The sequence below is a fragment of the Hyphomonas sp. KY3 genome (genome assembly GCF_017309975.1).
In the GTDB taxonomy this organism is placed as follows: Bacteria; Pseudomonadota; Alphaproteobacteria; order Caulobacterales; family Hyphomonadaceae; genus Hyphomonas.
Map to the genome: position 1 here is coordinate 3,278,171 of NZ_CP022271.1, position 25,839 is coordinate 3,304,009.

Below are 25,839 nucleotides of genomic sequence, written 5' to 3' on the forward strand. Positions count from 1 at the left end.
TAATGACGAAAATCAACCTCGACATACACAAATTTCCCTGCCTGAACGATAATTACGGCTATCTGGTTCATGAACCTGTCTCAGGAAAGACTGCGGCAATCGATACGCCGGATGCCGAAAAGTACCTTGCCGAGGCCGATCGTAGAGGCTGGACGGTTACGCACATCCTGAACACGCACTGGCACCCCGACCATGCGGGCGGGAACTTGCGGATCAAGGAAGTCACGGGATGCACCATTTACGGACCAGCCGGTGAAGCGGAAAAAATTCCCGGCATTGATGTGAAACTATCCGAAGGCGATATCGTCGAATTTGGGCGTACGAACGCGCGCGTGATGGATGTGCCCGGGCATACGCTAGGCCACATCGCCTATCATTTCTCAGATCAAGACGTCGCATTTGTCGGAGACGCTGTCTTTGCACTAGGTTGCGGCCGTGTTTTTGAAGGCACGATGGAGATGATGTGGAACAGCCTGACCAAGCTGAAAGCTCTGCCGCCAGAAACCCAGCTCTACTGCGCGCATGAATATACACAGGCCAATGCAAGGTTTGCCGTCACGGTCGACCCGCAGAATAAAGCACTGACGGATTACGCGCTCTGGATTGACGAGCGTCGTGCAGAGGGCCTTCCAACTGTTCCAACGAGGTTGGACAAAGAACTTGCCACGAACCCATTCTTGCGTGCCGACGATCCTGTACTCCAGGCGGCGATGGGTCATCCCGGCAACACCGTCGAAACCTTCGCCGAAATACGTGGACGCAAGGACCGCTTCTGATGCGGGGTATTTCCGGAGATCTCGGCACCCGAGAGATCATCCGCATGCTGGATCTGACCCCTCACCCAGAGGGAGGACACTTCCGGGAAACGTATCGCGCGCCGACATCGGACGGCAGCCGCGCCAGTTCCACGATGATCTACTATCTGCTGCAAGCTGACGAAGTCTCGGCATGGCATAGGGTAGATGCTGACGAATTCTGGCTATGGCATGCGGGCGGCCCTCTTTCCCTCACGCTATCGCCACCCGACGGCCAAGGGGCAAGTGCGGTGACGCTCGGTCCTGACCTGCGGGCTGGGCATCGCCCGCAACTTGTCGTCCCTTCGCAACACTGGCAGACAGCGGAAACGCTGGGCGCATGGACACTGGTCAGTTGTATTGTTGCCCCGGGCTTCGAATTTAGCGGGTTTGAAATGGCCCCCCATGATTGGCGTCCAACCGTCTAGCGACGAGCCTTGAGGGCGCGCACCATGACTGGTGAAATCAGCGTCACCATCAGACGCTCCAACGGGCCGTTCGCAAATTTCCTGAAATACTTCACAAGGCTGCGCGCCTTGTGCTCGACCACAGCCTCAGAGGGAACGTCCGACGTCGACCCATAATGCAACGCGCCCGCATGAGGTTGATAGACTACGCTACCGCCAGACTTCAGGACCCGGCGACAAAGGTCGACATCTTCGACGTGCAGAAAATAGCCCTCGTCGAACCCTCCCATCTTGCGAAAGGCCTGACGATCCATCATGAAAAAGGCACCTGACACTGCACCAACTTCGATGGAGTTTCGGGGCGGCGGGTCATTTTCCAACGTCCACTTCCCAAACCCCATCGCACGCAAGAGCGTCAGCGTGTTGCGTCGTGCGCCTCGCTCCTCACGACCGTGGATATCAAAAATCTTGCCGCCGACCAGGACGGGTTCAGCACGCTTCTCCATTGCCGCCACAAGTCTTGCAAGCGAACCGCGGCGCAGAACCGCATCCGGATTGATGACGAGAAGCAGATTGCCGAGCGCCCCCGCCGCACCCTTGTTCACCCCGGCCCCAAAACCGGGATTCGTGCCATCACGGACGATGTGGACTTTATCTGAATTTGCCTCGAACTCATCGATCCAGGACTGTTCCTCTGGCCGATTTCCGTTGTCGACAATGATAATTTCAGAAATGTCCGGATCGGACTTCAGGGCATAGAGACATTCATGCAAGCGAGGGCCGGTATGATAGGTCACAACGATCGCCGTAATTGTCGGGAGAGTCATCCAAGCGATCCTCTCACACGGCGAGACAGAACAATCAGCGCAACGACAGCGAGCGCCAAGGTAGACCAGAAAGCTTCATTCCAGACACTATAGGAAAAACTGAACAGGCAGAACGCCGCCGCCAGCATGCCGCCAATCGCGTAGTGAATATCCGCGCGTAAATTGTGCCCAATTGGCAGTCGCCATCCGATCAGCAGAACGGCGAGTGCCGCAACAAATGCACCAACTGCGCCCGTCTCGGCCCATATCTGCAAGGCCATATTGTGCGGATGCCCCGGAACGACCGGATACCGCGCCCAGAAATCCGGCAACTGCGCCATCCATTCCGGATAGGCTGCATACGTGTCCTGCCAGGATTTTGATGCTTCGATACCATGCCCCATCAGCGGTGCCTCCTGAATCTTCCCGATCACGACTTCCCACGACCAGGCGCGAGACTGGAAAGACCCCGGCAAGTTCACACCACTTCGCTCCAGCATGTAGAGCAGTCCACTCATCAAGACCGGCGCCAGCGCAATATAGGCAGCGACAGTCGTGAACAGGCCGCGCAGGCCATACTTTGGGAAGACCCGAACAATAACGAAAGCGACGAGCATCAAAGCCGCGCCAAACATGGCGGCTGACGATCCGAGAACGCCGAAGCTGACAAGGCTGGCCAGCGCAATCATCAGTGCGAGCCCCTTCCATGCCAAGCCTGGCCGGGCCCCGACATATGCTACAAGTATAGGCAGTACGAGCGCAAAAGCGTTCGCACCCCGATCAAGGTTCTGAAAGCCTGAGGAATGATTGAGCGGATCATCCCCGTAGAAGACGGGCATCACTGAAGTCGCGAAGACCGGGCTGAGCAGGATCAGCAGACCATGTATGGAGAGGCTTCCCAATATCAGGCGGGACGAGATCTGTGCGCGCCCGGGCGCAGTTCGCAATGCACCGGCTATCAAGAGCGTGGTGAAGAAAAGCGTCAATATGATGCGCAGCCCGGCGGACCGAATGGCAAAGTCGCCGCCCATCAATGTCCCACTGATGATTCCTCGCGAGACCGGAGACCAGGACTCACTCGCAACGGCCCAGACCAGAAAGGCCATGCCCGCCAGCAGGTAGTGGGCCGGACGGATACCGGGTCGTGCAACAAATAATGCAGGAATCGCAGCCAGCGCGAGCAGCAGGACGTTACCTTGCGTCCCTGCCATGGAGGTCAAAGGCCACAACAGGAAGGCCGCGGCGAGAAAAGGTGCGTAGCTCATGCCGCGCATCTTTTCGTGTTCCGCAGTACCTGTCACCTGTTGATCCGGACTAGTCGGACTTCAGGTCTGGTGCGAGGGCTTCTTGGGCGAGATCGCGGCAGGCATCCTCCAGCGAGATCATTTGCTGACCATTGCTGCCAAGCCGACGCAACGCCAGTGTACGGTCCTCAGCCTCACGACCACCAACCACCGCAATGATTGGCACTTTCTGAACCGAATGCTCGCGAACCTTGTAGTTAATCTTCTCATTGCGAAGATCGGTCTCGACGCGCAGTCCGGCCTTGCGCAGAGCAGCCGCTGCTTCCTCAGCGTACTCGTTCGCTGCGTCTGTGATCGCCGCAACGACAACTTGCACCGGTGACAGCCACATAGGGAAAGCGCCGGAAAACTCCTCGATCAAGATACCGATAAAGCGCTCCATCGAGCCCAGGATGGCGCGGTGCAACATGACCGGGCGCTGCTTTGAACCGTCCGACGCCGTATATTCAGCGCCGAGACGCTCTGGCAGAACATAGTCCAGCTGCAACGTACCACATTGCCAAACCCGGCCGATCGCGTCCGTGAGTTGGAATTCAAGCTTGGGTCCGTAGAAGGCCCCTTCCCCGGGCATGATCTCACAGGGCAGGCCCGCTGCATCAACGGCGTCCTGCAGGCCTTTCTCGGCCCGGTCCCAGGTTGCGTCATCCCCGGCCCGGACATCCGGACGTGTGGAGAGTTTCACGGCGATATTCTCAAAGCCGAAATCCCGGTACACGTTTTCGAGCAGGCGACAGAAGCGGATAGACTCCTCGACGATCTGGTCTTCACGGCAGAAGATGTGCGCATCGTCCTGCGTGAATTGACGGACCCGCATGATGCCATGCAGCGCGCCATGCGGCTCGTTGCGGTGGCAACACCCGAATTCCGCCAAGCGCAGCGGCAGGTCGCGATAGGATTTCTGGCCCTGTTTGAAGACTTCGACATGCGCCGGACAGTTCATGGGTTTCAACGCCATAAGTTTGGCATCGTCAGGCACCGAAATGTCCACGCCTTCATCACCTTCAGGAATGAAATCCGGCACGATGAACATGTTCTCGCGATACTTGCCCCAGTGACCGGATTTCTCCCACTGAACCGAATCCATCAATTGCGGCGTCTTGATCTCTTCATAGCCGGCCGCATCGAGACGCCGGCGCATATAGGATTCGATCTGCAACCAGATCTGGTAGCCTTTCGGGTGCCAGAAGATGGACCCGGCTGCCGCCAGGCCGTCGAGATGGAACAGGTCGAGCTGCGTCGCGAGTTTGCGATGGTCACGCTTTTCGGCCTCTTCGAGGCGTAGCAGATGCGCCTTGAGGTCTTTCTCATTGGCCCAAGCCGTGCCGTACATGCGCTGAAGCATTTCGTTCTTGGAGTCGCCACGCCAATAGGCGCCCGCCAGCTTCATCAGCTTGAAGGCCTTCGGCAACTTGCCCGTGCTGGGCAGGTGCGGGCCGCGACAAAGGTCGAACCAGTCGCCTTGCTTGTAGACTGTGATTGCTTCGCCCGGCGGAATGATGTCGTCGATGATCCGCGCCTTGTAGTCTTCGCCGATCTTCTTGAACGTCTCGATGGCCTGGTCCTTGTCCCAGACCTCGCGGACAATCGGATAGTCCGCGTCGACAATCTCGCGCATTTTCTTTTCGATCTTCTCGAAATCTTCCGTCGAGAACGGCTCTTCGCGGGCAAAGTCGTAATAGAAGCCATCATCAATGACTGGGCCAATCGTGACCTGCGCGTCGGGATAGAGTTCCTGTACCGCCTGGGCGAGCACGTGGGCCGCATCATGGCGGATCAGTTCAAGGCCTTCGGGATCATTCGCCGTGACGAGTTCCACCTTTGCGTCGCCATCGAGCGGGCGCATTAAATCTCTCAGCTCGCCGTCAACCCGGGCGGCGAGCGCCTTCTTGGCGAGGGAATTGGAAATCGATTTGGCGACGTAAAAGGGCGACGCGCCCTCTTCATATTCGCGGACGGAGCCGTCTGGCAGGGATACTTTGATCATGGTCTAATCTTTTCGTGCATTCTTGCGCTCTGTACAGCGCGGCAAATTCGGTTCCGGTCAGGCCCTTTATCCGGCGTCTGCTTAACGCGACTTCACCAGATTTCCCACCCCATACGCATTTCTCGCGCAGTGGCGGGGTTTTCGGACCCTATCCGGGCTTCTTTTGGGCTGTTTATGGGTACATGAAGCGGGCGCGCACAAAGGCGCAGCCAAGGGGCGCGTCAGGCACCCCGGCGAGTTCGTGTGGTCAGGCCAACAGGGCCAAGAAGGCAACGATTTTCACTCATCAGGTTTCATATGGCATGACGACGGGCGGTTTTCAATTCGTTCCATGGCCTTGCGCGCCGACCATTCGCCATACCGCCAAGGCTGCCAGACCGGCACATCTGGCAGGGTTTCCGGCACCGGGTCCTTGCCGAGACTGCCGCCCGGTCGGCACCGGATGAAACGCGCCAGCGCCATCCATATGCCCGGCCACCATCCAAACCGCGCAACACATTCGGCGCCATACTCACTGCAGGTTGGCGTGTGCTGACAGCGCGCGCCGAACGCGTAGAACACCTGGCTTGGGCCATGCTTGTAGACCCAAAGCAGACCATTCGCTGATCGACGCCGCAAACCGGCCATCTCAGCCTGCCGTCTCGCGGGCGAGACCGCGGCTTGCCAATGCCTCCTCGATGGCAGCAACCGCCGCCTCAAAAGCCAGCAGCGTGGACGTATGGCGAGGGGGATAATCGGCCACGGGTTCCAGATGGCGCAGCTCCCAGAAGCGGCCTTCCGGCGGAGGTCCATTGTCTTTCAGCATGTCTTTCAAAGCGTCTCGCGCCGCGATCACCTCTTCGATCGTTGCACCGATAGCGTGTTCAGCAAGGATCGAGGTAGCCGCCTGCCCGAGAGCGCAAGCCTTTGGATCCACTGCGATGGCCATGATGCGCGCGCCCGCTTCGTCCAATTTCAGATCAACCTTCACGGTCGAACCGCACACACGCGATACCTTCAGGACAGACCCGTCAGGATCTGTCAGATCACCCACATGCTGGATGTCTGCTGCGAGTTCGAGAACACGATTATGGTACAGTTCGCTCATCGCCTGAAACATGGCCTTCGCAGGCGCACGGCGCAAGGCTGAGGCACGGTGACAAAAAATGCCGCCTGACTCAGGCGCGAACGCGAGGCAGGCGGCAAAGGCGTGTCGTGCATTGAAAACGGGGCGCTCAGGCCGTGGCCCGAACACACAGGAGCGGCCTGTTAAGGTCAATTAAAGCTTCCGTCATCGGGGCAATTGCAGTCGGCCTGAAAAATCAAATACGTCGCCAAGTCGAGCCACCGGCCCCATCCATGATCTCAATACCTTCGGCAGCAAGTTGATCACGAATTCGGTCAGCTTCAGCCCAGTCCTTGGCTGCACGCGCATCGATACGCGCCTGAACAAGTCCATTGATGCGGTCATTGCCATCATCATCCCCGCCCTGTTCCCAGGCTTTGGGAGTCAGGGTCAAAAGCCCAAGCATTTCGCCGGCGTCGAGCAAATTTGCGCGGGCCGTCGCCATAGCATCCGTATCTCCCTTGTCCGCCGCCATGTTCGCTTCGCCGGCAATGCGCGAGAGCGAAGCGAGCGCTTCGGGTGTATTCAGATCATCACAAAGGGCGTCGAAGACGCCCCGGTCATCGACTTCACCGCCTTCAGCGTCCCACACACGGCGCAACGCGCCATAAATCCGGTCGAGCGTTGTCTTGGCCTGTTTCAGCAAGTCTTCCGTCCAGTCGAGCGGCGCGCGGTAATGCCCGCTCAGCATGGCAAAGCGCAGCACTTCACCGTGCCATTGCTTCAATAGCTCGTGCACCAGAACGACATTGCCGAGCGATTTCGACATCTTCTCGCCGCCCATATCCAAGAAGCCATTGTGCATCCAATAGTTCGCCATGATCTCGCCATGCGCGCATTCGGACTGGGCAATTTCGTTTTCATGATGCGGAAACTGAAGATCAATCCCGCCACCATGAATGTCGATCGTCTTGCCGAGATGCTTTGCGGCCATGGCCGAGCATTCGATATGCCAGCCGGGACGTCCCCTGCCCCACGGGCTGTCCCAGATCGCATCTTCTGGTTCACCTTCCTTGGCGAATTTCCAGAGCGCGAAGTCGGCGGGGTCGAGTTTGTCTTCGTCGACAGCAACGCGTGCGCCGGCTTCATTGTCTTCGAGCTTGCGACCAGACAGCTTTCCATAATCCGGCATGGAATTGACCGAAAACCAGACGCCTTCCTTGCCGACATAGGCATAGCGCTTGCGGACGAGCTTCTCGATCATCTCGATCATTTCGCCGACATGATCGGTCGCCCAAGGCTCAATGCCGGGCGCGAGCACGTTCAGTGCAGCCGTGTCGGCATTGTAGATTTGGGCGAATTTCTTCGTAATCGTCTCAATCGGTTCGCCGGTCTCGACGCTGGCCTTGATGATCTTGTCTTCAATGTCGGTGATGTTGCGCGCGTAGATCACCGCATCCTCACCATACACCCTCATCAGCAGGCGCCGCAGCACATCGAACACAATGGGCGGACGCGCATTGCCGATATGGGCGTAATTGTAGACAGTCGGGCCGCAGACATACATCGTCACGCGCGCCGGATCCTGCGGATGGAAAACGCGCTTTTTGCGCGCGGCGGTGTCGTAGATGCGGATTGTCATGGTTTTTGGGCTCGATTTCGGAAGTCTGGACGTATCGCTGGCGCTACGGGTAGCTGGCCAGCCCTAATGGCGTGTTGATGGGTTAACAGCAACACCGGCAGGCAGGACGACAACAAAATCGAACACGTTCCATGTCGACGGCGATATCATCGGCGCGCAGAAAAGCCAAGAATGGAGTCATCCAGTCGCGCGACGTCAGCGTAGAAAGGGCTGGAAACAAGGCCATCGCACCCTTATGTTCCTCATATCGCCCTGAGGGTATCAACTCCGGGCGGGCGTTAAGTCCGGGCAGGGGAGCATTTTTACGCTTTCCCAGACCAAGCCTCGGCTCGACCCTCGTCCCTCAGTCGAAGGAAACTTCAATCATGGCCATGGATGCCATCACTCCCAATAAAGACAAGGCACGCGCAGAGCCCATCAAGCGCCCTACCGTTCAAGAGGCCGAAGAAGCCGTACGCACGCTCATCGCGTGGGCTGGCGACGATCCGCGTCGCGAAGGCCTGCTCGACACGCCAAAGCGCGTCGTCAACGCCTACAAGGAATGGTTTTCCGGCTATGAGGAAGATCCCGTCAAATACCTGTCGCGTACCTTTGAGGACGTGCAGGGCTATGATGACATCGTCATGCTGCGCAACATCGACGTGGAGAGCCATTGCGAGCACCACATGGCGCCCTTCCTTGGCAAGGCCTATGTCGCCTACATGCCGTCGGCAGCCGTTGTTGGTATTTCCAAGCTGGCACGCGTCGTAGAGATCTTCTCGAAGCGCCTGCAAACGCAGGAAACCATGACCGCGCAAATCTGTGATGCGATTACCGACAGCCTTGCCCCGATGGGCACGGCGGTCCTGATCGATGCCGTGCATGAATGCATGTCGACACGGGGCGTCCACCACAAGGATGTCAGCACGATCACCACGCAGTTTACTGGCGTGTTCAAATCGGATGCCGATTTGCGCAATCGCTTCCTGCGTATGGCCGGCAAGGGTTGAGCCGACTTTCTCTCAGAATTGATCAACCCCGGCCCTCAATGCCGGGGTTTTTTTATGGACTCCGTCCCCAGCATTGATAGCCTCGAAACCGAGGTAGAGTGCAAAAGAACAATCCCGAAAGACGGAGGAGACTTCCATGAAACTCTTTTTAGCGGCGAGTGCGGCAATTACGCTGTTCGCCCTGCCTGCGATGGCACAATCCACCACGGTCGAATTCGCAAGCAGCGATGGCACGACCGCGCTTGTTGTATTCTATGAAAACGGCACGGCCTCCATGGATGGAGGCGATCCCATTCCGTACACGATGGATGAAGAATCCAAGACAATCTGTGGCCAGACACCCGAAGGTGATATTTGTGCAACCTTCGACGAACTGGGCGAAGACGTCGGCTTCTCGACTGGCTTTACCAATACTGCGGGCCAATCCGGCACTGCAACGATCACAGCTGCCGACTGATCGGCTGGAAGGACTGAACGGGTTTAGAGGCATTCGCCAATCGGCGGGTGCCTCTTTTCATGACCGCCTCAAGCAGCAGGTTTCGTCTTTGCAAGCCAGGCAACAATGTCCGAAACCACCTTGTCAGTACCCGGCTCATCCACGATCCAATGGGCATTGTTCGGATATTCCAGAAAGTCACCCGCTACTGGGCTTTTTGCGTATTTTTGCCCCACCTTGCGGACGGCCTTGGCAGGCGTCGCACGGTCTGCACCAGCAGCGATCGTCAGTGTTGGAATTGTAAACAAGGTCTCGTCGATCTCGATTCCATCTGCGATGTCGCCGTAAACCTTCCCGGAGTCGTACAGCGCATCAGCGTAGATCTCAGCATGACGACGCGACGGCACCTTGTTGAGCACGCCATAACGAAATCCTGACTCCCAAACTTTGTAAGCTTTCGAACGATTCCGGCTGATAAGGATGTTGAGAAATGTATAGGCGACCGACAGGGTCACCGCGCTGCAATCCTTGGGCTGAGCCGGCGTCAGGAAGACCGCCTGACTCACGAGCCCCTGCTCGACCAGGCATTGGGCAATCAAGCCCCCCATCGAATGGCCAATCACGGCAGGCGGGCTGCCAGTTTCACTCTCAATCCGGCGAACCGTATCCGCCATGGATTTCACATAGTCATCCAGGCCGAGATCAGACAGCGAAGCTGGAGGAGAGTCAGGCACCCGCTGGTCCGGAAACAGTGTTGGAGCGTCGCAGTTCCAGCCTGCCGCCTCGAACCCCACGCGCATCCGATCCCAGACCTCACCGCCACACCCGATCCCATGGATCATCAGCAAGGATTTTGTCATCGGTTTACGCCTCTATTGCTTGGAGGGTTTCAACCCTGAACTTCCTTGTGGCCGGGGACCGGTTCGGCCCAACTGGTGAACCGCTGGGAAACTTCAGAATACACCATGCGCTTGAACGGCACGACCAGCGAAGGAACTTCCTCGAGCCGCGCCCAACGCCAAGCATCGAATTCCGGCGTATGCCGGTCGAGGCGAACATCGCTATCGGCCCCCTTGAACCGGAAAGCGAACCATTTCTGCCGCTGACCAATATAAGGCCCGGGCAAACGCTTCTTCAAATCAGGTGGGAAATCGTAGAATAACCAGTCCGACGTCTCCTCGAGAACATCCACCAGTTTTTCCGGTACGCCGACTTCTTCTTCGAGTTCGCGGAGTGCGCCGACCAAGGGCGTCTCGCCCTTGTCGATGCCACCCTGCGGCATCTGCCATTGGAACGCTCCCCGGCCATTGATGCGCCGCCCAATAAAAACATAGCCTGCTTTTGAAAACAGGGCGAGACCGACATTGGGTCTGTAGAGGTCGGGATCGGGCGCGTGTATCGTCACCCTTCCGGGTTTACCGGAGCCTGAGACAAGCTTCCAGTCTGGACGCGCTTCGGTTGGGAAGTTTTTGCAGACACCGAAATCAGGGCAGACGCCGGTGCCAGAACGACCCCACGTTTCTGCATGTCCTTCGTCCAGTCCTTGGCGATCTCGATTGTCAGCGGGAAGGCATACCCAGTTCCCATGGACGCGCCGTTTTCCTTCGCGAGCGTTTCGAGGCCCAGCAACTCAGTCCGGATGTCATCTGCGGTCAGCTTTGCGTCAATTGTGGCTGCGGCGCGTGCAAATTTCATTTGTGTGCGTCCGGCGGCGCGGTCGAAGGCGCCGGTCTGGAAGCTGCCATCCTCGACGAGGGCGATGCCGCGATCATGCAGGGCTTGAAGGACGGGGCCGACAGCGCCGGGATCTTCGGCGAATTTGGCACCCTGATAATTGATGATCCCAAAATATCCGCTTGCCCGGCTGAGCAGCTTTTCGAGACGCGGCAAATTGCGTTCACCGGTGTCGCCGGCCAACAGGGTTTGCGGATGCATCTTCATGCGACCATACTCGAAGGATTCCATTGGCACTTCGATCAGGACTTCGTGTCCTTTTTCGCGCGCCTTGTTGACCCAGTACTGTAGATTGCCCGCGTCTGGCGCGAAGGACAGGGTCACTTCAGGCGGCAACTCTTCGATTGCTGCCTTGGTATGGGTCGCATTGATGCCAAGTCCGCCAATGACGACCGCCACGATCGGCTGGTTGCCGGGATTGGCGAAGGGGCGCGCATACACATCTGACGGTGCCTGGCCGTCAGCAGAAATGCGCGGCAGAGACAGTCCGTTGATCCGCTCCGTCAGGCCCGGAACAGGCGCTGTATCGAGCGACGCTACACGCGTGACCTCGCCATAGGACTCGCCGGGACGCACCAGCTTTCCATTGATCCGAATGCCCTCACCTGAGGACTCTTCATCCCCCTGCCCGGTCGGGACTTCCGACGGACGGGGCGCAGAAGCCTCAGCATATTCCACGCCCAAGCTTGGCTGATCAGAAACCGCATCATCTTCTGCCAAAACCACACGCGCGCCAAGATCCTGGGGCGTCTCCGCCTTCAGCCGGGATTTGAGTGCGGCGGTAGACCCTTGGCTGGTCTCAAACAAGGCCAGCACTTCGCTCGGTCCGGAATCTGCGGGATTACCGGAATAATGGATCGCGGCACCAAGACTGGCACCCAATCCACCAAATACAAGCAGGCTCATAGCAGCATGGGTCAGACCCGTGCGCAAAGGAGATGGGTCGGCATCCCTGCGGCTAGCCATCGATGGACCTCGTCAAACCAGTTTAAAAGAATTCTGAACAATCAGAATTGCATCCAACTGGTTAACAGGTTGCAAACATCCGGTTAACCTGCGCGCCTCATTGCACTGGCCGTGACAGTGCCTTCCTTGAGCATTTCAATCGCTCTCTTGAGCTGAAAATCCTCACCATCCCAATCTTCAGGCGGCTGCTCATCAGGCAAGGAAACATCTTTGCGCGCTTCACCGTCTTCATTGGCCAACGCGTGCGGCAGGTCGGCCTCGGACCAGCGCTTGATCTGGGCAAGCTCTTCTTCAGACAGGCGTGCCTGGGTGATCTCGATGTCCGGGTCGATGCCGAGCGCCTGAATGGAGCGACCCGCTGGCGTGTAATAGCGCGCCGTCGTCAGGCGGACTGCGCCGCGATCTGCGCCAAGTGGAATGACGGTTTGCACCGACCCCTTGCCAAAGCTGGTCGTACCCAAAACGGTGGCCCGATGCCGATCCTGCAAAGCGCCAGCGACAATCTCGGAAGCCGAGGCTGAGCCGCCATTGATCAGCACGATCATCGGGACGCCCTTAAAGACTTCCCCGGAACGGGCGTTATAGCGCTCCATGTCGGAAATGCGTCGGCCCTGCGTCGACACAACCTCACCGCCAGAAAGAAACATGTCGGAGACCGAAACAGCCTGATCCAGCAAACCGCCGCCATTGTTGCGCAAGTCCACAATCAAGCCGCGTGGACGCGAGCCGGTTTCTTTAGCGATGCCTTCGACTGCCTCTTCAAGCAGCAGAGTCGTGCGCTCGTTGAAGGTTGAAATACGGATATATCCAATATCGCTTTCCTGCATTTTCCAGGTAACGGATTTCTGCTGAATTACTTCCCGGGTCAAAGTGACGTCAAAGGGATCCTCGCCTTCGCGCAGGATCGTGACATCGATATCGGTGCCCTTTTCGCCGCGCATTTCCTTGACAGCTTCGTTCAGTGTCTGGCCGATGATCGGCTTCCCATTGATGGATGTGATCAGGTCACCCGGCTGGATACCTGCACGGCTCGCAGGTGTATCATCCATCGGAGAGATGACTTTGACGAAACCATCTTCCATTGTGACTTCAATCCCGAGACCACCATATTCTCCGCTGGTCTGAACCTGCATCGAACGAAAATCATCCGGATCGAGATAGCTGGAATGCGGGTCGAGTGAGGTAAGCATGCCGTTGATGGCGGCTTTCATGGCAGCCTTTTCGTCGACTTCCGTTACATAATCCTGGCGGGCGCGGGCGAGGATTTCTGCGAACAGGTCCAACTGCTGGTAGGTGACCATGCGCGGATCTTCAGCCCGGTCCTCAGGAGAGGCGAAGGCGGAAAATCCGACAGCCGCGCCACCCAGAACGACACCAAGGGCAGCCCCTGTCAGTAGTGAACGCATATTCCAGTCCTCCATAATCCTTTTGACCTTAGCTCCGGCCTGGCAGCCAGTCTGCCGGATTCATAACCTTGTCGCCAAGCCTTAATTCCATATTCAGCTCGGGAACCGGCTCGGCTCGATCAGGCATGCGTCCAACAGGCTCGCCCACAGAAACGCCTTGGCCTTCAGTGACATAGATCCGGCTCATGCCTGTAAGAATAACATGGTAACCATCACTCGTCCGCAAAATTAACATTGATCCATACGTTCGAAATGGCCGCGCATACTCAACCGTACCGCCAACCGGTGCGACCACTTGGGCATTTGCCCGCGTGGCAAAGGCGACCCATTCCGACTTGCCACCAGTGGGCAACTTTTCGCCAAAGGCCCGCGCAAGCGAACCTGCAACGGGGGGCTTCAGCGCCCCGATGACAGCACGCCCCAGTGGTCGCGAAGCTGGTGTACGCGCAACAGCGGACGTGGCTGATGGTTTCGACGAAGGCGAATTGGACACAAGGCGCGGTCTGAGGTCCGGTTTGGCGCCGGGCGCAGACGGCGCCTGAGCCTCGAGCGATGCCAGCAATGATCTCAAATCTTCTTCCCTGGCACCAATCTCTGCCGCGTGTGCCTTCAACAACGCGATATCGCCGGACAAATCCTCGAAATTCCCACGCTTGGCAGCGGCGAGCCGCTCAATCTCGACCTGTTTCAAAGCTAGTGTCGCTTCGGCAGCGTCGAGTTTGGCTTTTTCGCCGCGGATACGGCGCTCAAGCTCGTTCAGCGTATCGATTTCCCGCGACAATTCTTCCGATTCCGTCGCAAGGCGCGGAGTTGTCTCGCTCATCAGGATGGCCCGGCGCACAGCCGTGTTCGCTTTGCTCGGGGACACGATCAAGGCAGGCGGCTTCCGGCGATTGGATGCGGCAAGCGCTGCAAGCAGGTCTTCCAGAGCCTGGCGGTTCTCGAGCAGGCTCATCTGCGCCGATACTCGACGCGCACCAAGATCAATCAGGGATTTCTCGGCGTTCGAAGCCTGTTCTTCACGCCGCTGGGACTCCATAGCCGCCGAAATCAACTGGCTGTCGATGTTCTTTAAATCGCTCAGCGTATTTTCGCCGGCGGCCTGCAGCGCTTCAAGCTTTTGCTCGGCGGCCTGCCGCTCAGCTTCGAGTGCCTGCAACTCTTCCCGGGAAAACGTATCCGGCGCTGCCGCCGTCAAGACAAACGCCGCAATCGATACTGTCAGGGGTCGCCAGAATGCGCTCATCTCTCCCTTATTGCAGTCGGTCATGACTTCAATATTAACCAAGCACGGCAAGTCGCTCTCTGATCGCAGAAACCTGATCGGAAATCAGTGCGCAATAGACGGCATGATTCGACCGATCAAAGGCCGGAGCAAGGCAAACCAGATGCGTGACCATCCCGACGACGATCTGCCCGTCTCGAATAATCGTGCTCGGCCGTCCGGCAAGAACGCCGTGCACGACCTCGTTCCGGTATTCAGCGAGCCGAAGGACGGCGTCGACCTGGCCCGACGTTGCGGGAAGCTTCTCTGGAGGCAAGAGATATCGATCTGACCGCGCGCGTCGCAGCAACAATTTCAGAGGTGCAACTCTTCCAGGCATTTTCAGATCAGCTGTATCTTCCTCCAAAGCGGTCTCATATCCGGAGAGGGCAGCAATGATCGCGCAATTAATCGCCGTGACGAGACCAACTGCAACCCAGCGCCAACGTTCGGGATCCTGATCCACATGATCCAGTTCCCGGTGGGCCAGTTTCAGCCCCTCGAGCGCGGCCGCGAGGGCTGGCCCCACTTTTTCAGACGCCGACATACGAGGACGTCAGTCCGAACCCATCAATGTCGGCTCCGACTTCCGGAAATCCCATCCTGTCTGGGCCGCAATGTATGTGAACGCCGCGTACACCGCAACATTCTGACGGAATGCCTCCGGATCAATCTTGTCGAATGTATCGTCTGGGGTGTGATGGTAGTCAAAATAGTCCCGGCCATCCTGCGCGGGCGTTACGACAGGCACCCCTGCCCTGCGGAGGACGCCGATATCAGGCCCTCCGCCGGCTGCATTGTCGCCTTCTGACACACCCAGTGGGGTCAATACCTGCTTCATGACATCCGCATAGGATATTGCAGCCTCACCAAAATTGGTCTGGAAACGCCAGATGCGGCCGGCGCCAAAATCGCTCTCAGCCGCAAGCATATGCTTGTCGAGATCATCCCCATGTTGCCGAGCGTAAGCATTCGCTCCAAACAGGCCGACTTCCTCAGAGCCGTAGAGAACGACACGGATCGTTCTGCGAGGTTTTCCCGGCAAGTCCGCAATCAGCTTGGCGGCCCCGACGACGATTCCGCAGCCCGCGCCATCATCCAGTGCGCCGGTACCAAGATCCCAACTGTCGAGATGGCATCCGATCAGGATGATTTCGTCTTCCAGATCAGATCCTTCGACTTCAGCGATCACATTTCCGGACGGCGCAGCATCGGCATACTCAACGCCAATATCGAGATTCACGCGGACCGGGCCCCTGTCCAACAATCGTGTCAGCTGATCAGCGTCAGGGCCAGACAAGGCCGCTGCGGGGAGCGCGCCGAGCGCCCCTTCCCGGAACATGCCACCTGTGTGCGGCATGCGGTGTGGCTGTGTACCGACAGAACGGATCAGGCAGGCAACCGCCCCCTTCTCGGCGGCTGTATTGGCACACCCGCCCCGCTTGCGCACGGCAAGCCCGTAGCCCGAGCCATCTTGGGTCTTGTACATGCGCTCATCAATAAACGCGATTTTTCCCGCAAGGCTGTCAGCATCAGCCGCCTTCAGATCGGAAAGGGTTTCAAACCGGACGATATCAGCCTCCAGTCCACCTTCAGGCGTCGCACGACTGCCGCCGAGCGCCGTGATCACGAGATCTTGCGCATTCGCGCCAATCACGCGGGCCGATTCACGGGTCCGCGCCCAATACGGGATCGTGAAATCCTCAACGCGCGTGCGGTCAAAATTCAGCTCCTTGAGCGCGTTCATCGCCCAAACACGCGCCCGCGCCTCATCCGGCGAGCCGCCAAGGCGGGCCCCGACTTCTGTCGTCAGGTCTTCGACAAATTGCAGGCCAACCTCATCCAGCAGAGCATCCGCGATCAGTTGATCCGTCGTTGCCGCGATTTCCGGCGACAGGTCGGCATCCTGCGCGAAGGACGGCGCACCGACCAATATGGCCATGCCAGCCAATATTCCCGCAATATGCCTGATCTGTCTCATCCGCTGTGCCTCTCAATGATCTATGCAGCGCAAGACTACATGTCCTTCGAGCAGAGTGAATAGCCCCGTTGCCTAAAGTTGTTCAGCAATCTGCAGGATAACGTCGAGCGATGGGCGGTCCTTGTAACCTTCCTCGCGCAATACTGCCCGGACCGTCTCATCTGTGCCGATAAACATGATCGCCGGGTGGGGAATGCCGAAATAGCGCGAGCCAGGCTTCATCTCTTCATTCAGCAAATTAAACGCCGAAATAGCTTCCGAACCGGGATCGGACAGGAGTTCAAATCCAAGACTGTTCTTGCGGGCAAACTTGGACAGAATCTCGGGATCGTCATACGAAATTGCGACAAGAGGCCAGCCCAAGTCGTTGAGGTTGGCCGAGATATCATCAATCTGCTTAAGCTGTTTTTGGCAGTAAGGGCACCAGTCCGCTGAACGCACGAAGGCGACCGCAATCCCCTTCTCTCCCATGAGTTCAGACAGGCTCGTCGCCTCTCCAGTGTGTCTCACCAGATTTACCGAAGGCGCAGATTGACCAAGCGCCAGACCAATCTGAGGTGTTTGCATCTCGGTGGCCGTATCCGGGGAGGCTGTGATTGTATCGGCCGCATCCTGAGCGTTCGCCGCCGCTGGCAGCATGGCAAGCACGGAGGCAAGAGTAAGCGTACGGATCATGGGGCGTCTCCTCTGAAGTCTGTGCACCAGCCTTACCCGCATGCAGGATCAGTGGCGAGGCGTAAACGGCACACCTCACACAGGCTTGATCGGTCGTTATCAGTTGCGGCGGGCCCGCCATTCATCGGCCGTCTGGCCGTAGACATCCCACATCATGCCCTCAAACGGCGGCGGCGTTTCCTGTTTTCTCATGAAGCGGCTACCCAGACGCTCGGCTACGCGAACAGAGGCTGCGTTCTCTGGCAGGATCGTATGGATCACCTCACTCCAGCCCAGAATATCCACCGCATAGTCCATTGCCGCCGTCGCGCCTTCGGTCGCGTATCCCCTGCCCCAGGACGACCGCACGAGTCCCCAGCCGATCTCCGTACCCGGCCAGCCGTTTGGTCTCCAAGGGCCGAGCCGGCCCACCCATTCTCCAGTAGATTTCTCGATCACAGAAAACATGGAGAAGCCCTCAATCGTCCACGCACCGGTCATTGTGCATATTGATCGCCAAGTCAGCTCCGGCCCCTGAACGCCGCCGAGATGGCGCATCACGTCTTCATCGGCATGAAAAGCGTTCCACGCGGGGATGTCTTCTGCGCGAGGCGGACGCAGGAGCAATCGTTCGGTCTCGATTGTCGGACCTATGGCCATGATGACATCCCCCGCCTACCGCACATAAAAAAGCCCCGCCTTGCGAGCGGGGCTTTGTCTACTCTTATCAAACCAGCGACGCTAGTCGCGACCCGACATGATGGCCAGCAGGAACTGGAACATGTTCACGAAGTCCAGGTAAAGACTGAGCGCACCAAAGGTTGTGGCAACCGCCATTGCGCGGGCATTGCCGGCAATCTGGAAATACATGTTCTTCAGGCGCTGGGTGTCATATGCGGTCAGGCCAGCAAACACCAGAAGGCCGACCACCGAGATCACCATGTGCATCATGCTCGACTGGAAGATCAACATGTTCAGGATTGACGCGACGATGATGCCAACGACGCCCATGATCAGGAAAACGCCCCAACCGGACATGTCGCGCTTTGTGGTATACCCGTAGAGCGACAGGCCACCGAACGCGATGGCCGTTGTCAGGAAGGCCTTCGACACGATCAGCATGCCGTCCGGCTGGCGGGCATAGACATACACGATGGCGCCCATGCCGACACCGATCAGGGAGACGACCGACCAATAAACAAGGTTCGCCGCTGTGGGCGACGGGTTCTTCATGACGAAGCCTGACAGAAGCAGGATCGCCAATGGAGCAAACATGATGACAAGACCGATTGGTCCGGTCAGGAGGGTCAGTGTGACGCTTTCCGGCACAAGCGCGCCAAAGGCATAAGCCAATGCTGCGGTCAGCAGCAGGCCAAGCGCCATCTTGTTGTAGACGCCCAGCATGAAGCTGCGCAGACCTTCATTGACCGACATGTCCATCGTCTGGCCCGATGGCCCCGGCGAATAGGCACGATTGAAGTCATTCATAGGTGCAATACCCTTTCTGGTTGAAAGGCGGGGATTTATCACCCGCCAAACTGATCTCGAATATGGTGCTGACAGTTAAGTTTAGCAAGTTAAACCAGCGGTAAATGCGACCGCCTCCGTTCGCAATGCCCGCAGGCGATCAGGCATCTGAGCCTATGTCGAATTAGCAGAACCTGCCATGAATCCTGACCTCCGGCGCGATGTGTTGTCCTGAAAGCTCATTTGGGAGAAGGATCAGGCCCTTTCCTGCTGCAATCAGACAGGTCTTATGGATTGACTTGAAATTACCCAAGGTTAATTTTCGTGTTCTGGCGTAATTCCAACAGTGGGGACGCCAAGAATGAAGGGGACAAAAATGGCAGACGCATCTGAATATGCCGAAAACATCAAGAAATATGCGAAAGGCTACAATCAGGCCGCAGCAGAAAAGATCGTGGGACGACTGGGGATTGCCTTGCGCAATCGGGACAGTTCCATTGTCGCCTGCAGCGATTCTGTTGAACTTGATCGCATTCGCGAGAAGTGGTGCCGCGGCAAGCTGGGTCTGCCGCACACTCAAGGCGAGCTGGACGCAGCCATCAAGGCAGTTTGCGACCAGATGAGCGCCGAAGGTGGCTCAAAGTCACGCGTGACGTTCTACTATTTGTTGGCAGAACACTTCGGTAAGCTGGACGCACTCGCCAGCTGAACTGGGCGAAAAGCAAAAGTTTCTGAAAACCCGGTCGCTGTACCGGGTTTTCTTTTGCTTCGGAAACCTGTTCAACCGGTCCATGTATCGCTTGTTTGCCGCCCTCCCTGTTCCGGAAGAAATTCATCCGGGCCTAATCCAGACGCAAACCGGCCTGTCCGGTGCCCGTTGGCGACCGCCCCGGAATTTTCATATTACATTACGTTTCTTTGGAGGCGTCTCACACGCCGACGCTCGCGACCTCGACGAATTGCTTGCCGAGATATCCTGTGCGCCGTTCGAGGTGTCATTGGAAGGCATGGGATGGTTCGGCCGGCGGGAACCTTCCGCCGTCTGGGCACGAGTGCGCGAGAGCGATGCCTTGCGTGCGCTGTCCGCGCAATGCGAACGCGCCGCCCGTCGCCTGGGCCTTGCGCCGGACCGGCGCCCGTTCACGCCGCACGTTACCCTCGCCTACCTGCACGGCACTCTGCTCGACGAAGCCGCGGCATGGGTCGAACGCCATCATGCCTATCGCAGCACTGTGTTCTGGGCCGAGGGCTTCCATCTGTACTCGAGCCATTTGGGCGATGGACCCAGCCGCTATGTGGCTGAGGCCGACTATGTGCTGGGTTGACCGGCTGCTGGCCTAATAGGTCACCGACATCTGGAAAAACTGCTGCCAGTCGCGGTTGTCTTCATCATACGGCGTACGGGTGAGAGGCTTGGCAAGTTCGATTCCTGCCGACAGTCGGTCAAGAATGTTGATCCGCAATCCCAGCGCAGCTGACTCCATGTCCTTCTGTCGGACCCCGGTCGGCGTGTCATTCCAGACCATCGCAGCGTCGTATGAAACATAGCCTTGCGCAAACGAGATCAGATCGCTCTCAGGCGAAAAGCCTGCGCGCAATTCCAACAGGCCAGCGATGCCCTCATCACCGGATATTTCACCATAGCCGTACCCGCGTCCCATTACCGGTCCGCCCACAGAGAATTCCTCTGCGGACAACAATGGCCCATCGGAAACCTGCCCCGACAGCAAAGCGTAGATGCCAAAATACTTCCCAATGTCGTGATAGTAGGATGTCTTTGCGTAGAGCTTGGTAAAACTCGCATCTGCATCGTAGCGGGATCGGAACTCAACGGACTCGCCAGACGCGCCGAGAATGTCCAACCCGGATGAGAGTTCGACGAAAAAGTAGGTTTTTGATCCATCATCCGTCTGGAGACCGCGAAGCGCCACACGTGCAACTCGCAATTCGTCTCGATACCCGCCCCCTGACGTCCAGTCATTCTCCAAATGTGCCGCGTCGAATTGCACGCTCGCATACAAACGGTGCGTCCGCCGCTGAATGAGGGGACGCTCATACTTCATCCAGAGTGACAGGGACTCTCCGCCAATTTCGGGACTGTTCGGATTGTGCCCGTCCTGCGACAAAGCAGTTGCGGCCCCAAAAAGCAGGCTGTCGCCCGGCTGGAACGAGTAGCGATAATTGGCGCTCACCCTGGCATACTCGCCCGGGTCAACGGGCGTTGTGAACACGTTCAGCCGGAACTGGTCGCGATCTGCGAGGACGGAGTTGAACGCCACTCCTCCATATGCCTGCAATGGGCCAACGCGTTCAGACCCCCGATTGCTCAGCCCTGCATAGCCTTCCACCGGATCGAAATCTGTCGTCAGCACCAATTCGTGGCGGGAAGGATCCTCCGGGTCGGGCCGGATACGCGAGGTGACAGACATGCCTCGGATCGCCTTGATCCGGGCCAGTCGACGGTCAAGGTCTGGGAGATGCGCAATCGGTGCGTCGGTGAAGCCCTTCATGATGGGCGACGCCAGGTCAGTACGTGTGCCATCGAACTCAACCTGTGAGATGTGACCTTCAATGACCGTGATCGTGGCGATGCCCGACTCGAGCGCCTGCCGGTCAACCACCGCTTGCGACAGGAAGTAGCCTTCGTCCCGGTAGGCCTGGGTAATACGATCCGCGATGATCACCAGATCTGACATTTGAGTCGGCTTGGCCAACTGCTTGTCGTAAGAAAATGACAGTTGCTCAGGCGAAATCGTTACTGCACCGACGACCGATACACCCAGAAGAGTGAAGCATCCTTCGTCGCCAAGCTGACATGATGGCGCAACTTTTTCAGGACTTTCGAGACGCCCCCGCAGCAAGCTCGACAACGCGTGTGCTGGACTGGCCATTACAGATGATACCGTTATCATCGACGCAACTGCGAGCAGGCGAAAGCGAAGATTTTTCGTGCGCGCAGCTCGCAAGACCGTGTTCCATTTATTAGAGTATGAGACTCGTTCCTATTCGGAATTTGTGAATGCCATCTTAAATACCTGCGTTTCATATTAACTCGGTATTTAGAGCCGTGATGTCTAATAATACCCTGATATATATGGGGTTTATATAAGATGTTTCGATTTCTGGTTGCCAGTATTCTCAGCGCGTGCCTAGCGGCAAGTTTTCAGTTCGCGTGCGCGGATTCAGACTCCTGGCAACTCGCGGAAAGTCATGGTGTCGTTCGCGTCATGGTGCCTGGAACGGCTATCGCCAAGGCGCGGTCGGGCATGGAGCTTCCCACCGGAACATTGGTCACGACCGGCAAGACAGGCACGGCCACACTCGTACGAAATGACCAGCGCATCAATATCGCCTCCGAGAGCCGGCTGGTCCTGTCGGAAAACTCCGACGCAATGACCCGTATCCGTCAGGATGCTGGTTCAGCTGCATATGAAGTCGATCGCCGCAAGTCGAAACACTTTCGCGTTGACACTGCGCTCATCGCAGCTGTGGTGAAGGGTACGGTCTTCACGGTCTCAGCCAGCCCGGAAGCCGGTAGGGTACACGTGTCAAATGGCTTGGTAGAAGTGCGCTCGCAAGGCGCAGGTAACTCTGTAGACGTACACCCCGGCGAAACGGCGTCCATCGTTCGCAGTGCGCCTGACGAAATCACCGTGCGTGGTCCGAAGGACGCATCCAACGGTGTTGAAGGCTTGAATGTACCTCCAATCGATTACGCAGAAGCCTCGGAAAACCTGCTTGAGCCTGTCGAAGCTGGCGTCGAAGCCGCGCAAGACCGGTCGAATGGCAATCAGGGGCTCGGAAACTCTGTGGCGAACACCGCTTCTGAGGGGAGTTCAGACGAGCACGCTGGCGGACCGAATGCCAACGCGGCAGCCGCAGCCTTCGCCGCCGCAACCAATGCTCGGAATGCCAGCCTGAATGGAAATGGCGCTGATAAAGGGAACGGGAATGGCAATGGAAACGGTGCCGAGAATGGAAACGGCAATGGTAACGGAAACGGTGCCGAGAACGGAAACGGCAATGGTAACGGAAACGGTGCCGAGAACGGAAACGGCAATGGTAACGGAAACGGTGCCGAGAACGGAAACGGCAATGGTAACGGAAACGGTGCCGAGAACGGAAACGGCAATGGTAACGGAAACGGTGCCGAGAATGGAAACGGCAATGGTAACGGAAACGGTGCCGAGAACGGAAACGGCAATGGTAACGGAAACGGTGCCGAGAACGGAAACGGCAATGGTAACGGAAACGGAGATGGGTCGGACGATTTCGACGGTGACGATGGCGATGATGGTGACGACGATCGGGACGACGACTAATCACTGTGTCCAAAAGTCCGAAACTCTCCGCTGTCTATGATCTTTTTTGGCGAATGCGCGGGTGCCTGATTGGCTGCCTGAGCCTGGTGGTATTCTCTTTTTCCGGCGCATCAGTATCCCTCGACAACAATCTCGCCTCTACACGGATGAATGCGCTGTCGCTCGCGCCAAGCGGCACGGTCACGATCGTCACGATCGACGCTGAAAGCATCAGCAAGGCTGGCGAATGGCCATGGCCGCGCGAGCGTTTCGCACAGGCACTGGACAATCTGAACGCCGCCGGTGCTGGCATGATCGCCCTCGACGTGGATTTCAGCGCCCGGTCGTCACCGGAGGGCGATGCGGCACTGGTTCAGGCTGTCCAGGACAATGCGGGCTGGATCGCCCTGCCGGCTTTCCTCCAGCGGGATTACAGGCAGTCAAATACTCCGTTTGGTGAACTGGCAGAGAACGCCGTCATCGCAAGTGTGAATGTGGAGCTTTCCCGCGACGGGCGCCTGCGCAAGTATCGTCGCGGTTTTGTCCATGAAGGAAAGTACATTCCCACATTGGGAGGCCTTCTTGCCGGAGCGGAGCCCAGCGATACACGCGCATTCATGATCGACTATGGTATTGATGCAGACCAGATAGATACGATCAGCTTTGACGATGTCCTACACAATCGGTTTGATCCCAAATTGATCGCTGGCCGCAGCGTCGTCATCGGTGCCACGGCACTCGAACTGGGAGACCTGCTTTCTACTCCGCATTCCCCTGCCATGCCGGGCGTCTATGTGCATGCGCTGGGCTATGAGAGCCTTGTTCAAAACCGAGCTCTGACCAGCCCGTCCAAACTTCCAATGCTCATCCTCGGAATGGCGCTGCTCATGATAACCAGTGTGGTGGCAAGACATACGCCGCTGCGACAGCTGTTCGGCATCCATGTTCTTGTGATGTCTTCCGTTCTTGTCATTCCGTTCATCATACAGAATTTCTTTCCAATCAGCATCAACACATCCAGTTTGATCTTCGCATTGGGATGGAGTTCCGCTGCGGGCATCTGGAATGCCTTCTCCAGGCACAAGCGCGCACTTCTCGAGCAGGAATCAAACTATCTGACCTATATGGCCGAACATGATTCCGAGACAGGCATGCCCAATCGTCGCTCGATGCTGGCCGCCCTGACGGACCTGCACAGAACAGACCCCGAGGCGAGCATACTCGTTGTCACATTCGGCATCAGGAGGTTCGGCGAACTACGCGGCGCGATTGGTTACACCAACGCAAAAACCCTGATCCGGTCGGCTGCCAAACGTCTCTACGAAACCGGCACAGGTCTTACACATTACCATTTGGGAGCATCTGTCCTCGGCACGCTGATCAGAGTGGGCGACCAGGACAGCGTCGACAAATGCATCGATGACGTTCGATCGGCGCTGCAACACACGATCGTCGTCGCCGGTCAGTCGCTCCATATCGAGCTCTCGGCAGGCGTCGCCATGATCGCAAGCCAGACCGACGATGAGGAGACAGCGTTGTCCCGCGCCTCCTTGTCATTGGACCACGCCCGACGGACAAGACGCGACCTGGTTCGCTGGGGAGAGGCCCAGTTTGAAGATCCCCAGCTCAGGCTCGCCCTGCTGACGGAAGTGAACGCGGGACTGGACCGTGATGAGTTCCACCTCGTCTACCAGCCCAAGATATGTACCAGAAGCCACGAAATTGTCGGCGTCGAAGCGTTGATGCGCTGGAACCATCCGGCCTTCGGTCAGATCGCGCCGGACAGCTTCATCACCGTCGCCGAGAAAACCGGTGCAATCGACAAGCTTACGCTCTGGGCGATTAAGCAGGCTATACGAGATCAATCGACGATGCGCCGGATGGGGGTAGATGCCGCCATTGCCGTGAACATGTCTGCCAGGTCCCTGCTTGAGATCGACTTCTGTCGGCAGCTCGCTGAAACGATCAATCAGTCCGGCGCGACGATTGCGATCGAGATCACCGAAACGGCTGTGATGGAGCAGCCTGAACTCGCCATCTGCTCAGCGAATGCCTTCCGCGATGCCGGAATCAAGCTGGCGATTGATGATTATGGCGCAGGGCAATCCTCAATTGCATATCTCAAGCGTCTGCCGGCCGATGAACTGAAACTCGACCGGAGCATGATTTCGGATGTCCGGGACAGCCAGCGTGACCGCATGATCCTGAAATCCACATTCGATCTTGCACATGCGCTGGGCATGCGGGTGGTGTGCGAAGGTGTCGAGGATGAAGCCACTTATGATGCACTCAAGGCGCTCGGCTGCGATGCGATCCAAGGCTACCTCACGGGGCGCCCTATGGCAGTCGACAAACTGATCGCATTCTCTCGCAGCAGGCGCCTTCCCGCAAATCACCTGCTTCCCGAGCATTCACTGGCAGAGACCGGTACATGAAACGCATCTGGGGATGCGCACGCAGATAGGCGAGCGCTTGAGGGTATTGAATTTTCGGGAAGAGAGAATGGTGCCGCTAAGGTGACTTGAACACCTGACCCCCGCATTACGAATGCGATGCTCTACCAGCTGAGCTATAGCGGCAAATCCACTGATGAGCCCCGCGTCATACCGACAGAGGCCTATTTTCGCAAGATGCTTTTGTACGTGGCGAGCCAGCAGCT

At 57.7% G+C, this 25,839-nt stretch carries 25 protein-coding genes and 1 tRNA gene; 8 read left to right on the forward strand and 18 right to left on the reverse strand.

The features are described from left to right. The first annotated feature begins 2 nt into the window (after positions 1-2). Positions 3-776 carry a hydroxyacylglutathione hydrolase gene (gene gloB / locus CFA77_RS15730; RefSeq protein ID WP_206991496.1) on the forward strand — a complete coding sequence of 258 codons (774 nt, stop codon included), beginning with the start codon at positions 3-5 and terminating at the stop codon, positions 774-776. Next, positions 776-1,222 (forward strand): cupin domain-containing protein, encoded by a 447-nt coding sequence (locus CFA77_RS15735; RefSeq protein ID WP_206991497.1) that lies wholly within the window; start codon positions 776-778, stop codon positions 1,220-1,222. Before gloB ends, CFA77_RS15735 begins: the two co-directional genes overlap by 1 nt. Here CFA77_RS15735 and CFA77_RS15740 read toward each other — a convergent pair. The 6 genes from CFA77_RS15740 to cysS form a co-directional block, all read right to left on the reverse strand. Next, positions 1,219-2,028, reverse strand: a complete 810-nt coding sequence (locus CFA77_RS15740; protein ID WP_206991498.1) for a glycosyltransferase family 2 protein — start codon at positions 2,026-2,028, stop codon at positions 1,219-1,221. The two genes, CFA77_RS15735 and CFA77_RS15740, sit on opposite strands and share 4 nt — an antisense overlap. After that, positions 2,025-3,272 (reverse strand): O-antigen ligase, encoded by a 1,248-nt coding sequence (locus CFA77_RS15745; protein WP_206991499.1) that lies wholly within the window; start codon positions 3,270-3,272, stop codon positions 2,025-2,027. The genes CFA77_RS15740 and CFA77_RS15745 overlap by 4 nt, the downstream gene beginning before the upstream one ends. 49 nt (positions 3,273-3,321) lie before the next feature. Next, the gene (thrS, locus tag CFA77_RS15750; RefSeq protein ID WP_206991500.1) at positions 3,322-5,295 is read right to left on the reverse strand and encodes a threonine--tRNA ligase; all 1,974 of its coding nucleotides are present in this window, start codon (positions 5,293-5,295) and stop codon (positions 3,322-3,324) included. Positions 5,296-5,574: 279 nt separating this feature from the next. Continuing rightward, complete coding sequence (gene yidD, locus CFA77_RS15755; RefSeq protein WP_206991501.1) at positions 5,575-5,922, reverse strand: membrane protein insertion efficiency factor YidD; 348 nt, start codon at positions 5,920-5,922, stop codon at positions 5,575-5,577. A gap of 1 nt (position 5,923) precedes the next feature. Continuing rightward, the gene (locus CFA77_RS15760; RefSeq protein WP_206991502.1) at positions 5,924-6,382 is read right to left on the reverse strand and encodes an iron-sulfur cluster assembly scaffold protein; all 459 of its coding nucleotides are present in this window, start codon (positions 6,380-6,382) and stop codon (positions 5,924-5,926) included. Positions 6,383-6,596: 214 nt separating this feature from the next. Further along, a complete protein-coding gene (gene cysS, locus CFA77_RS15765; RefSeq protein WP_206991503.1) occupies positions 6,597-7,982 on the reverse strand; it encodes a cysteine--tRNA ligase in 1,386 nt (461 codons plus the stop codon). Between the two features lie 371 nt (positions 7,983-8,353). Here cysS and folE point away from each other — a divergent pair, with 371 nt between their 5' ends. Then, positions 8,354-8,971: a GTP cyclohydrolase I FolE gene (folE, locus tag CFA77_RS15770; protein ID WP_034815219.1), complete on the forward strand. Its 618-nt coding sequence runs from the start codon at positions 8,354-8,356 to the stop codon at positions 8,969-8,971. Between the two features lie 136 nt (positions 8,972-9,107). After that, positions 9,108-9,428 carry a hypothetical protein gene (locus CFA77_RS15775; protein WP_206991504.1) on the forward strand — a complete coding sequence of 107 codons (321 nt, stop codon included), beginning with the start codon at positions 9,108-9,110 and terminating at the stop codon, positions 9,426-9,428. Positions 9,429-9,496: 68 nt separating this feature from the next. Here the strand turns inward: CFA77_RS15775 and CFA77_RS15780 are convergent, their stop codons facing one another. From CFA77_RS15780 to CFA77_RS15825, 10 genes are all read right to left on the reverse strand, one after another. Next, entirely contained in the window at positions 9,497-10,267 is a 771-nt protein-coding gene (locus CFA77_RS15780; RefSeq protein WP_206991505.1) for an alpha/beta hydrolase, read from the reverse strand. A gap of 29 nt (positions 10,268-10,296) precedes the next feature. Further along, the gene (locus tag CFA77_RS15785) at positions 10,297-10,806 is read right to left on the reverse strand and encodes an RNA pyrophosphohydrolase (protein ID WP_206993284.1); all 510 of its coding nucleotides are present in this window, start codon (positions 10,804-10,806) and stop codon (positions 10,297-10,299) included. A 2-nt stretch (positions 10,807-10,808) separates the two neighbouring features. Then, the gene (locus CFA77_RS15790; protein WP_206991506.1) at positions 10,809-12,107 is read right to left on the reverse strand and encodes a divergent polysaccharide deacetylase family protein; all 1,299 of its coding nucleotides are present in this window, start codon (positions 12,105-12,107) and stop codon (positions 10,809-10,811) included. Between the two features lie 83 nt (positions 12,108-12,190). After that, entirely contained in the window at positions 12,191-13,513 is a 1,323-nt protein-coding gene (locus CFA77_RS15795) for a S41 family peptidase (RefSeq protein WP_206991507.1), read from the reverse strand. A 28-nt stretch (positions 13,514-13,541) separates the two neighbouring features. Beyond that, positions 13,542-14,783: a murein hydrolase activator EnvC gene (locus CFA77_RS15800; RefSeq protein ID WP_206991508.1), complete on the reverse strand. Its 1,242-nt coding sequence runs from the start codon at positions 14,781-14,783 to the stop codon at positions 13,542-13,544. Positions 14,784-14,793: 10 nt separating this feature from the next. Further along, on the reverse strand, positions 14,794-15,324 hold the full coding sequence (locus CFA77_RS15805; RefSeq protein WP_206991509.1) for a hypothetical protein: 531 nt from the start codon (positions 15,322-15,324) through the stop codon (positions 14,794-14,796). 9 nt (positions 15,325-15,333) lie between these two features. Next, the gene (locus CFA77_RS15810; protein ID WP_206991510.1) at positions 15,334-16,719 is read right to left on the reverse strand and encodes a M28 family peptidase; all 1,386 of its coding nucleotides are present in this window, start codon (positions 16,717-16,719) and stop codon (positions 15,334-15,336) included. Positions 16,720-16,830: 111 nt separating this feature from the next. Next, complete coding sequence (locus CFA77_RS15815) at positions 16,831-17,433, reverse strand: peroxiredoxin (protein WP_206991511.1); 603 nt, start codon at positions 17,431-17,433, stop codon at positions 16,831-16,833. A 99-nt stretch (positions 17,434-17,532) separates the two neighbouring features. Further along, positions 17,533-18,072 (reverse strand): GNAT family N-acetyltransferase, encoded by a 540-nt coding sequence (locus CFA77_RS15820; protein WP_206991512.1) that lies wholly within the window; start codon positions 18,070-18,072, stop codon positions 17,533-17,535. A gap of 81 nt (positions 18,073-18,153) precedes the next feature. Further along, the gene (locus CFA77_RS15825; protein WP_206991513.1) at positions 18,154-18,900 is read right to left on the reverse strand and encodes a Bax inhibitor-1/YccA family protein; all 747 of its coding nucleotides are present in this window, start codon (positions 18,898-18,900) and stop codon (positions 18,154-18,156) included. 355 nt (positions 18,901-19,255) lie between these two features. On the opposite strand from CFA77_RS15825, the gene CFA77_RS15830 reads away from it, so the two are divergent. Further along, positions 19,256-19,588, forward strand: coding sequence for a DUF2853 family protein (locus CFA77_RS15830; protein WP_206991514.1), 333 nt, complete (start codon positions 19,256-19,258; stop codon positions 19,586-19,588). 91 nt (positions 19,589-19,679) lie between these two features. Next, positions 19,680-20,204 carry an RNA 2',3'-cyclic phosphodiesterase gene (thpR, locus tag CFA77_RS15835; RefSeq protein ID WP_206991515.1) on the forward strand — a complete coding sequence of 175 codons (525 nt, stop codon included), beginning with the start codon at positions 19,680-19,682 and terminating at the stop codon, positions 20,202-20,204. A 12-nt stretch (positions 20,205-20,216) separates the two neighbouring features. On the opposite strand, the gene CFA77_RS15840 is transcribed toward thpR, so the two are convergent. Then, positions 20,217-21,770 carry a ShlB/FhaC/HecB family hemolysin secretion/activation protein gene (locus CFA77_RS15840; RefSeq protein WP_206991516.1) on the reverse strand — a complete coding sequence of 518 codons (1,554 nt, stop codon included), beginning with the start codon at positions 21,768-21,770 and terminating at the stop codon, positions 20,217-20,219. Positions 21,771-21,989: 219 nt separating this feature from the next. Between CFA77_RS15840 and CFA77_RS15845 the strand changes: the two genes are divergently transcribed. After that, on the forward strand, positions 21,990-23,201 hold the full coding sequence (locus CFA77_RS15845) for a FecR family protein (protein WP_206991517.1): 1,212 nt from the start codon (positions 21,990-21,992) through the stop codon (positions 23,199-23,201). Between the two features lie 86 nt (positions 23,202-23,287). Next, positions 23,288-25,615, forward strand: a complete 2,328-nt coding sequence (locus tag CFA77_RS15850) for an EAL domain-containing protein (protein WP_206991518.1) — start codon at positions 23,288-23,290, stop codon at positions 25,613-25,615. Between the two features lie 68 nt (positions 25,616-25,683). On the opposite strand, the gene CFA77_RS15855 is transcribed toward CFA77_RS15850, so the two are convergent. After that, positions 25,684-25,759: transfer RNA gene (locus CFA77_RS15855), tRNA-Thr, on the reverse strand. Between the last annotated feature and the right edge of the window lie 80 nt (positions 25,760-25,839).

Coding starts and splice junctions, on each gene's coding strand:
- gloB (WP_206991496.1), top strand. CDS start 3: ATGACGAAAATCAACCTCGACATACACAAATTTCCCTGCCTGAACGAT.
- CFA77_RS15735 (WP_206991497.1), top strand. CDS start 776: ATGCGGGGTATTTCCGGAGATCTCGGCACCCGAGAGATCATCCGCATG.
- CFA77_RS15740 (WP_206991498.1), bottom strand. CDS start 2,028: ATGACTCTCCCGACAATTACGGCGATCGTTGTGACCTATCATACCGGC.
- CFA77_RS15745 (WP_206991499.1), bottom strand. CDS start 3,272: ATGAGCTACGCACCTTTTCTCGCCGCGGCCTTCCTGTTGTGGCCTTTG.
- thrS (WP_206991500.1), bottom strand. CDS start 5,295: ATGATCAAAGTATCCCTGCCAGACGGCTCCGTCCGCGAATATGAAGAG.
- yidD (WP_206991501.1), bottom strand. CDS start 5,922: ATGGCCGGTTTGCGGCGTCGATCAGCGAATGGTCTGCTTTGGGTCTAC.
- CFA77_RS15760 (WP_206991502.1), bottom strand. CDS start 6,382: ATGAGCGAACTGTACCATAATCGTGTTCTCGAACTCGCAGCAGACATC.
- cysS (WP_206991503.1), bottom strand. CDS start 7,982: ATGACAATCCGCATCTACGACACCGCCGCGCGCAAAAAGCGCGTTTTC.
- folE (WP_034815219.1), top strand. CDS start 8,354: ATGGATGCCATCACTCCCAATAAAGACAAGGCACGCGCAGAGCCCATC.
- CFA77_RS15775 (WP_206991504.1), top strand. CDS start 9,108: ATGAAACTCTTTTTAGCGGCGAGTGCGGCAATTACGCTGTTCGCCCTG.
- CFA77_RS15780 (WP_206991505.1), bottom strand. CDS start 10,267: ATGACAAAATCCTTGCTGATGATCCATGGGATCGGGTGTGGCGGTGAG.
- CFA77_RS15790 (WP_206991506.1), bottom strand. CDS start 12,107: ATGGCTAGCCGCAGGGATGCCGACCCATCTCCTTTGCGCACGGGTCTG.
- CFA77_RS15795 (WP_206991507.1), bottom strand. CDS start 13,513: ATGCGTTCACTACTGACAGGGGCTGCCCTTGGTGTCGTTCTGGGTGGC.
- CFA77_RS15800 (WP_206991508.1), bottom strand. CDS start 14,783: ATGACCGACTGCAATAAGGGAGAGATGAGCGCATTCTGGCGACCCCTG.
- CFA77_RS15805 (WP_206991509.1), bottom strand. CDS start 15,324: ATGTCGGCGTCTGAAAAAGTGGGGCCAGCCCTCGCGGCCGCGCTCGAG.
- CFA77_RS15810 (WP_206991510.1), bottom strand. CDS start 16,719: ATGGCCATATTGGTCGGTGCGCCGTCCTTCGCGCAGGATGCCGACCTG.
- CFA77_RS15815 (WP_206991511.1), bottom strand. CDS start 17,433: ATGATCCGTACGCTTACTCTTGCCTCCGTGCTTGCCATGCTGCCAGCG.
- CFA77_RS15820 (WP_206991512.1), bottom strand. CDS start 18,072: ATGGCCATAGGTCCGACAATCGAGACCGAACGATTGCTCCTGCGTCCG.
- CFA77_RS15825 (WP_206991513.1), bottom strand. CDS start 18,900: ATGAATGACTTCAATCGTGCCTATTCGCCGGGGCCATCGGGCCAGACG.
- CFA77_RS15830 (WP_206991514.1), top strand. CDS start 19,256: ATGGCAGACGCATCTGAATATGCCGAAAACATCAAGAAATATGCGAAA.
- CFA77_RS15840 (WP_206991516.1), bottom strand. CDS start 21,770: ATGGCCAGTCCAGCACACGCGTTGTCGAGCTTGCTGCGGGGGCGTCTC.
- CFA77_RS15845 (WP_206991517.1), top strand. CDS start 21,990: ATGTTTCGATTTCTGGTTGCCAGTATTCTCAGCGCGTGCCTAGCGGCA.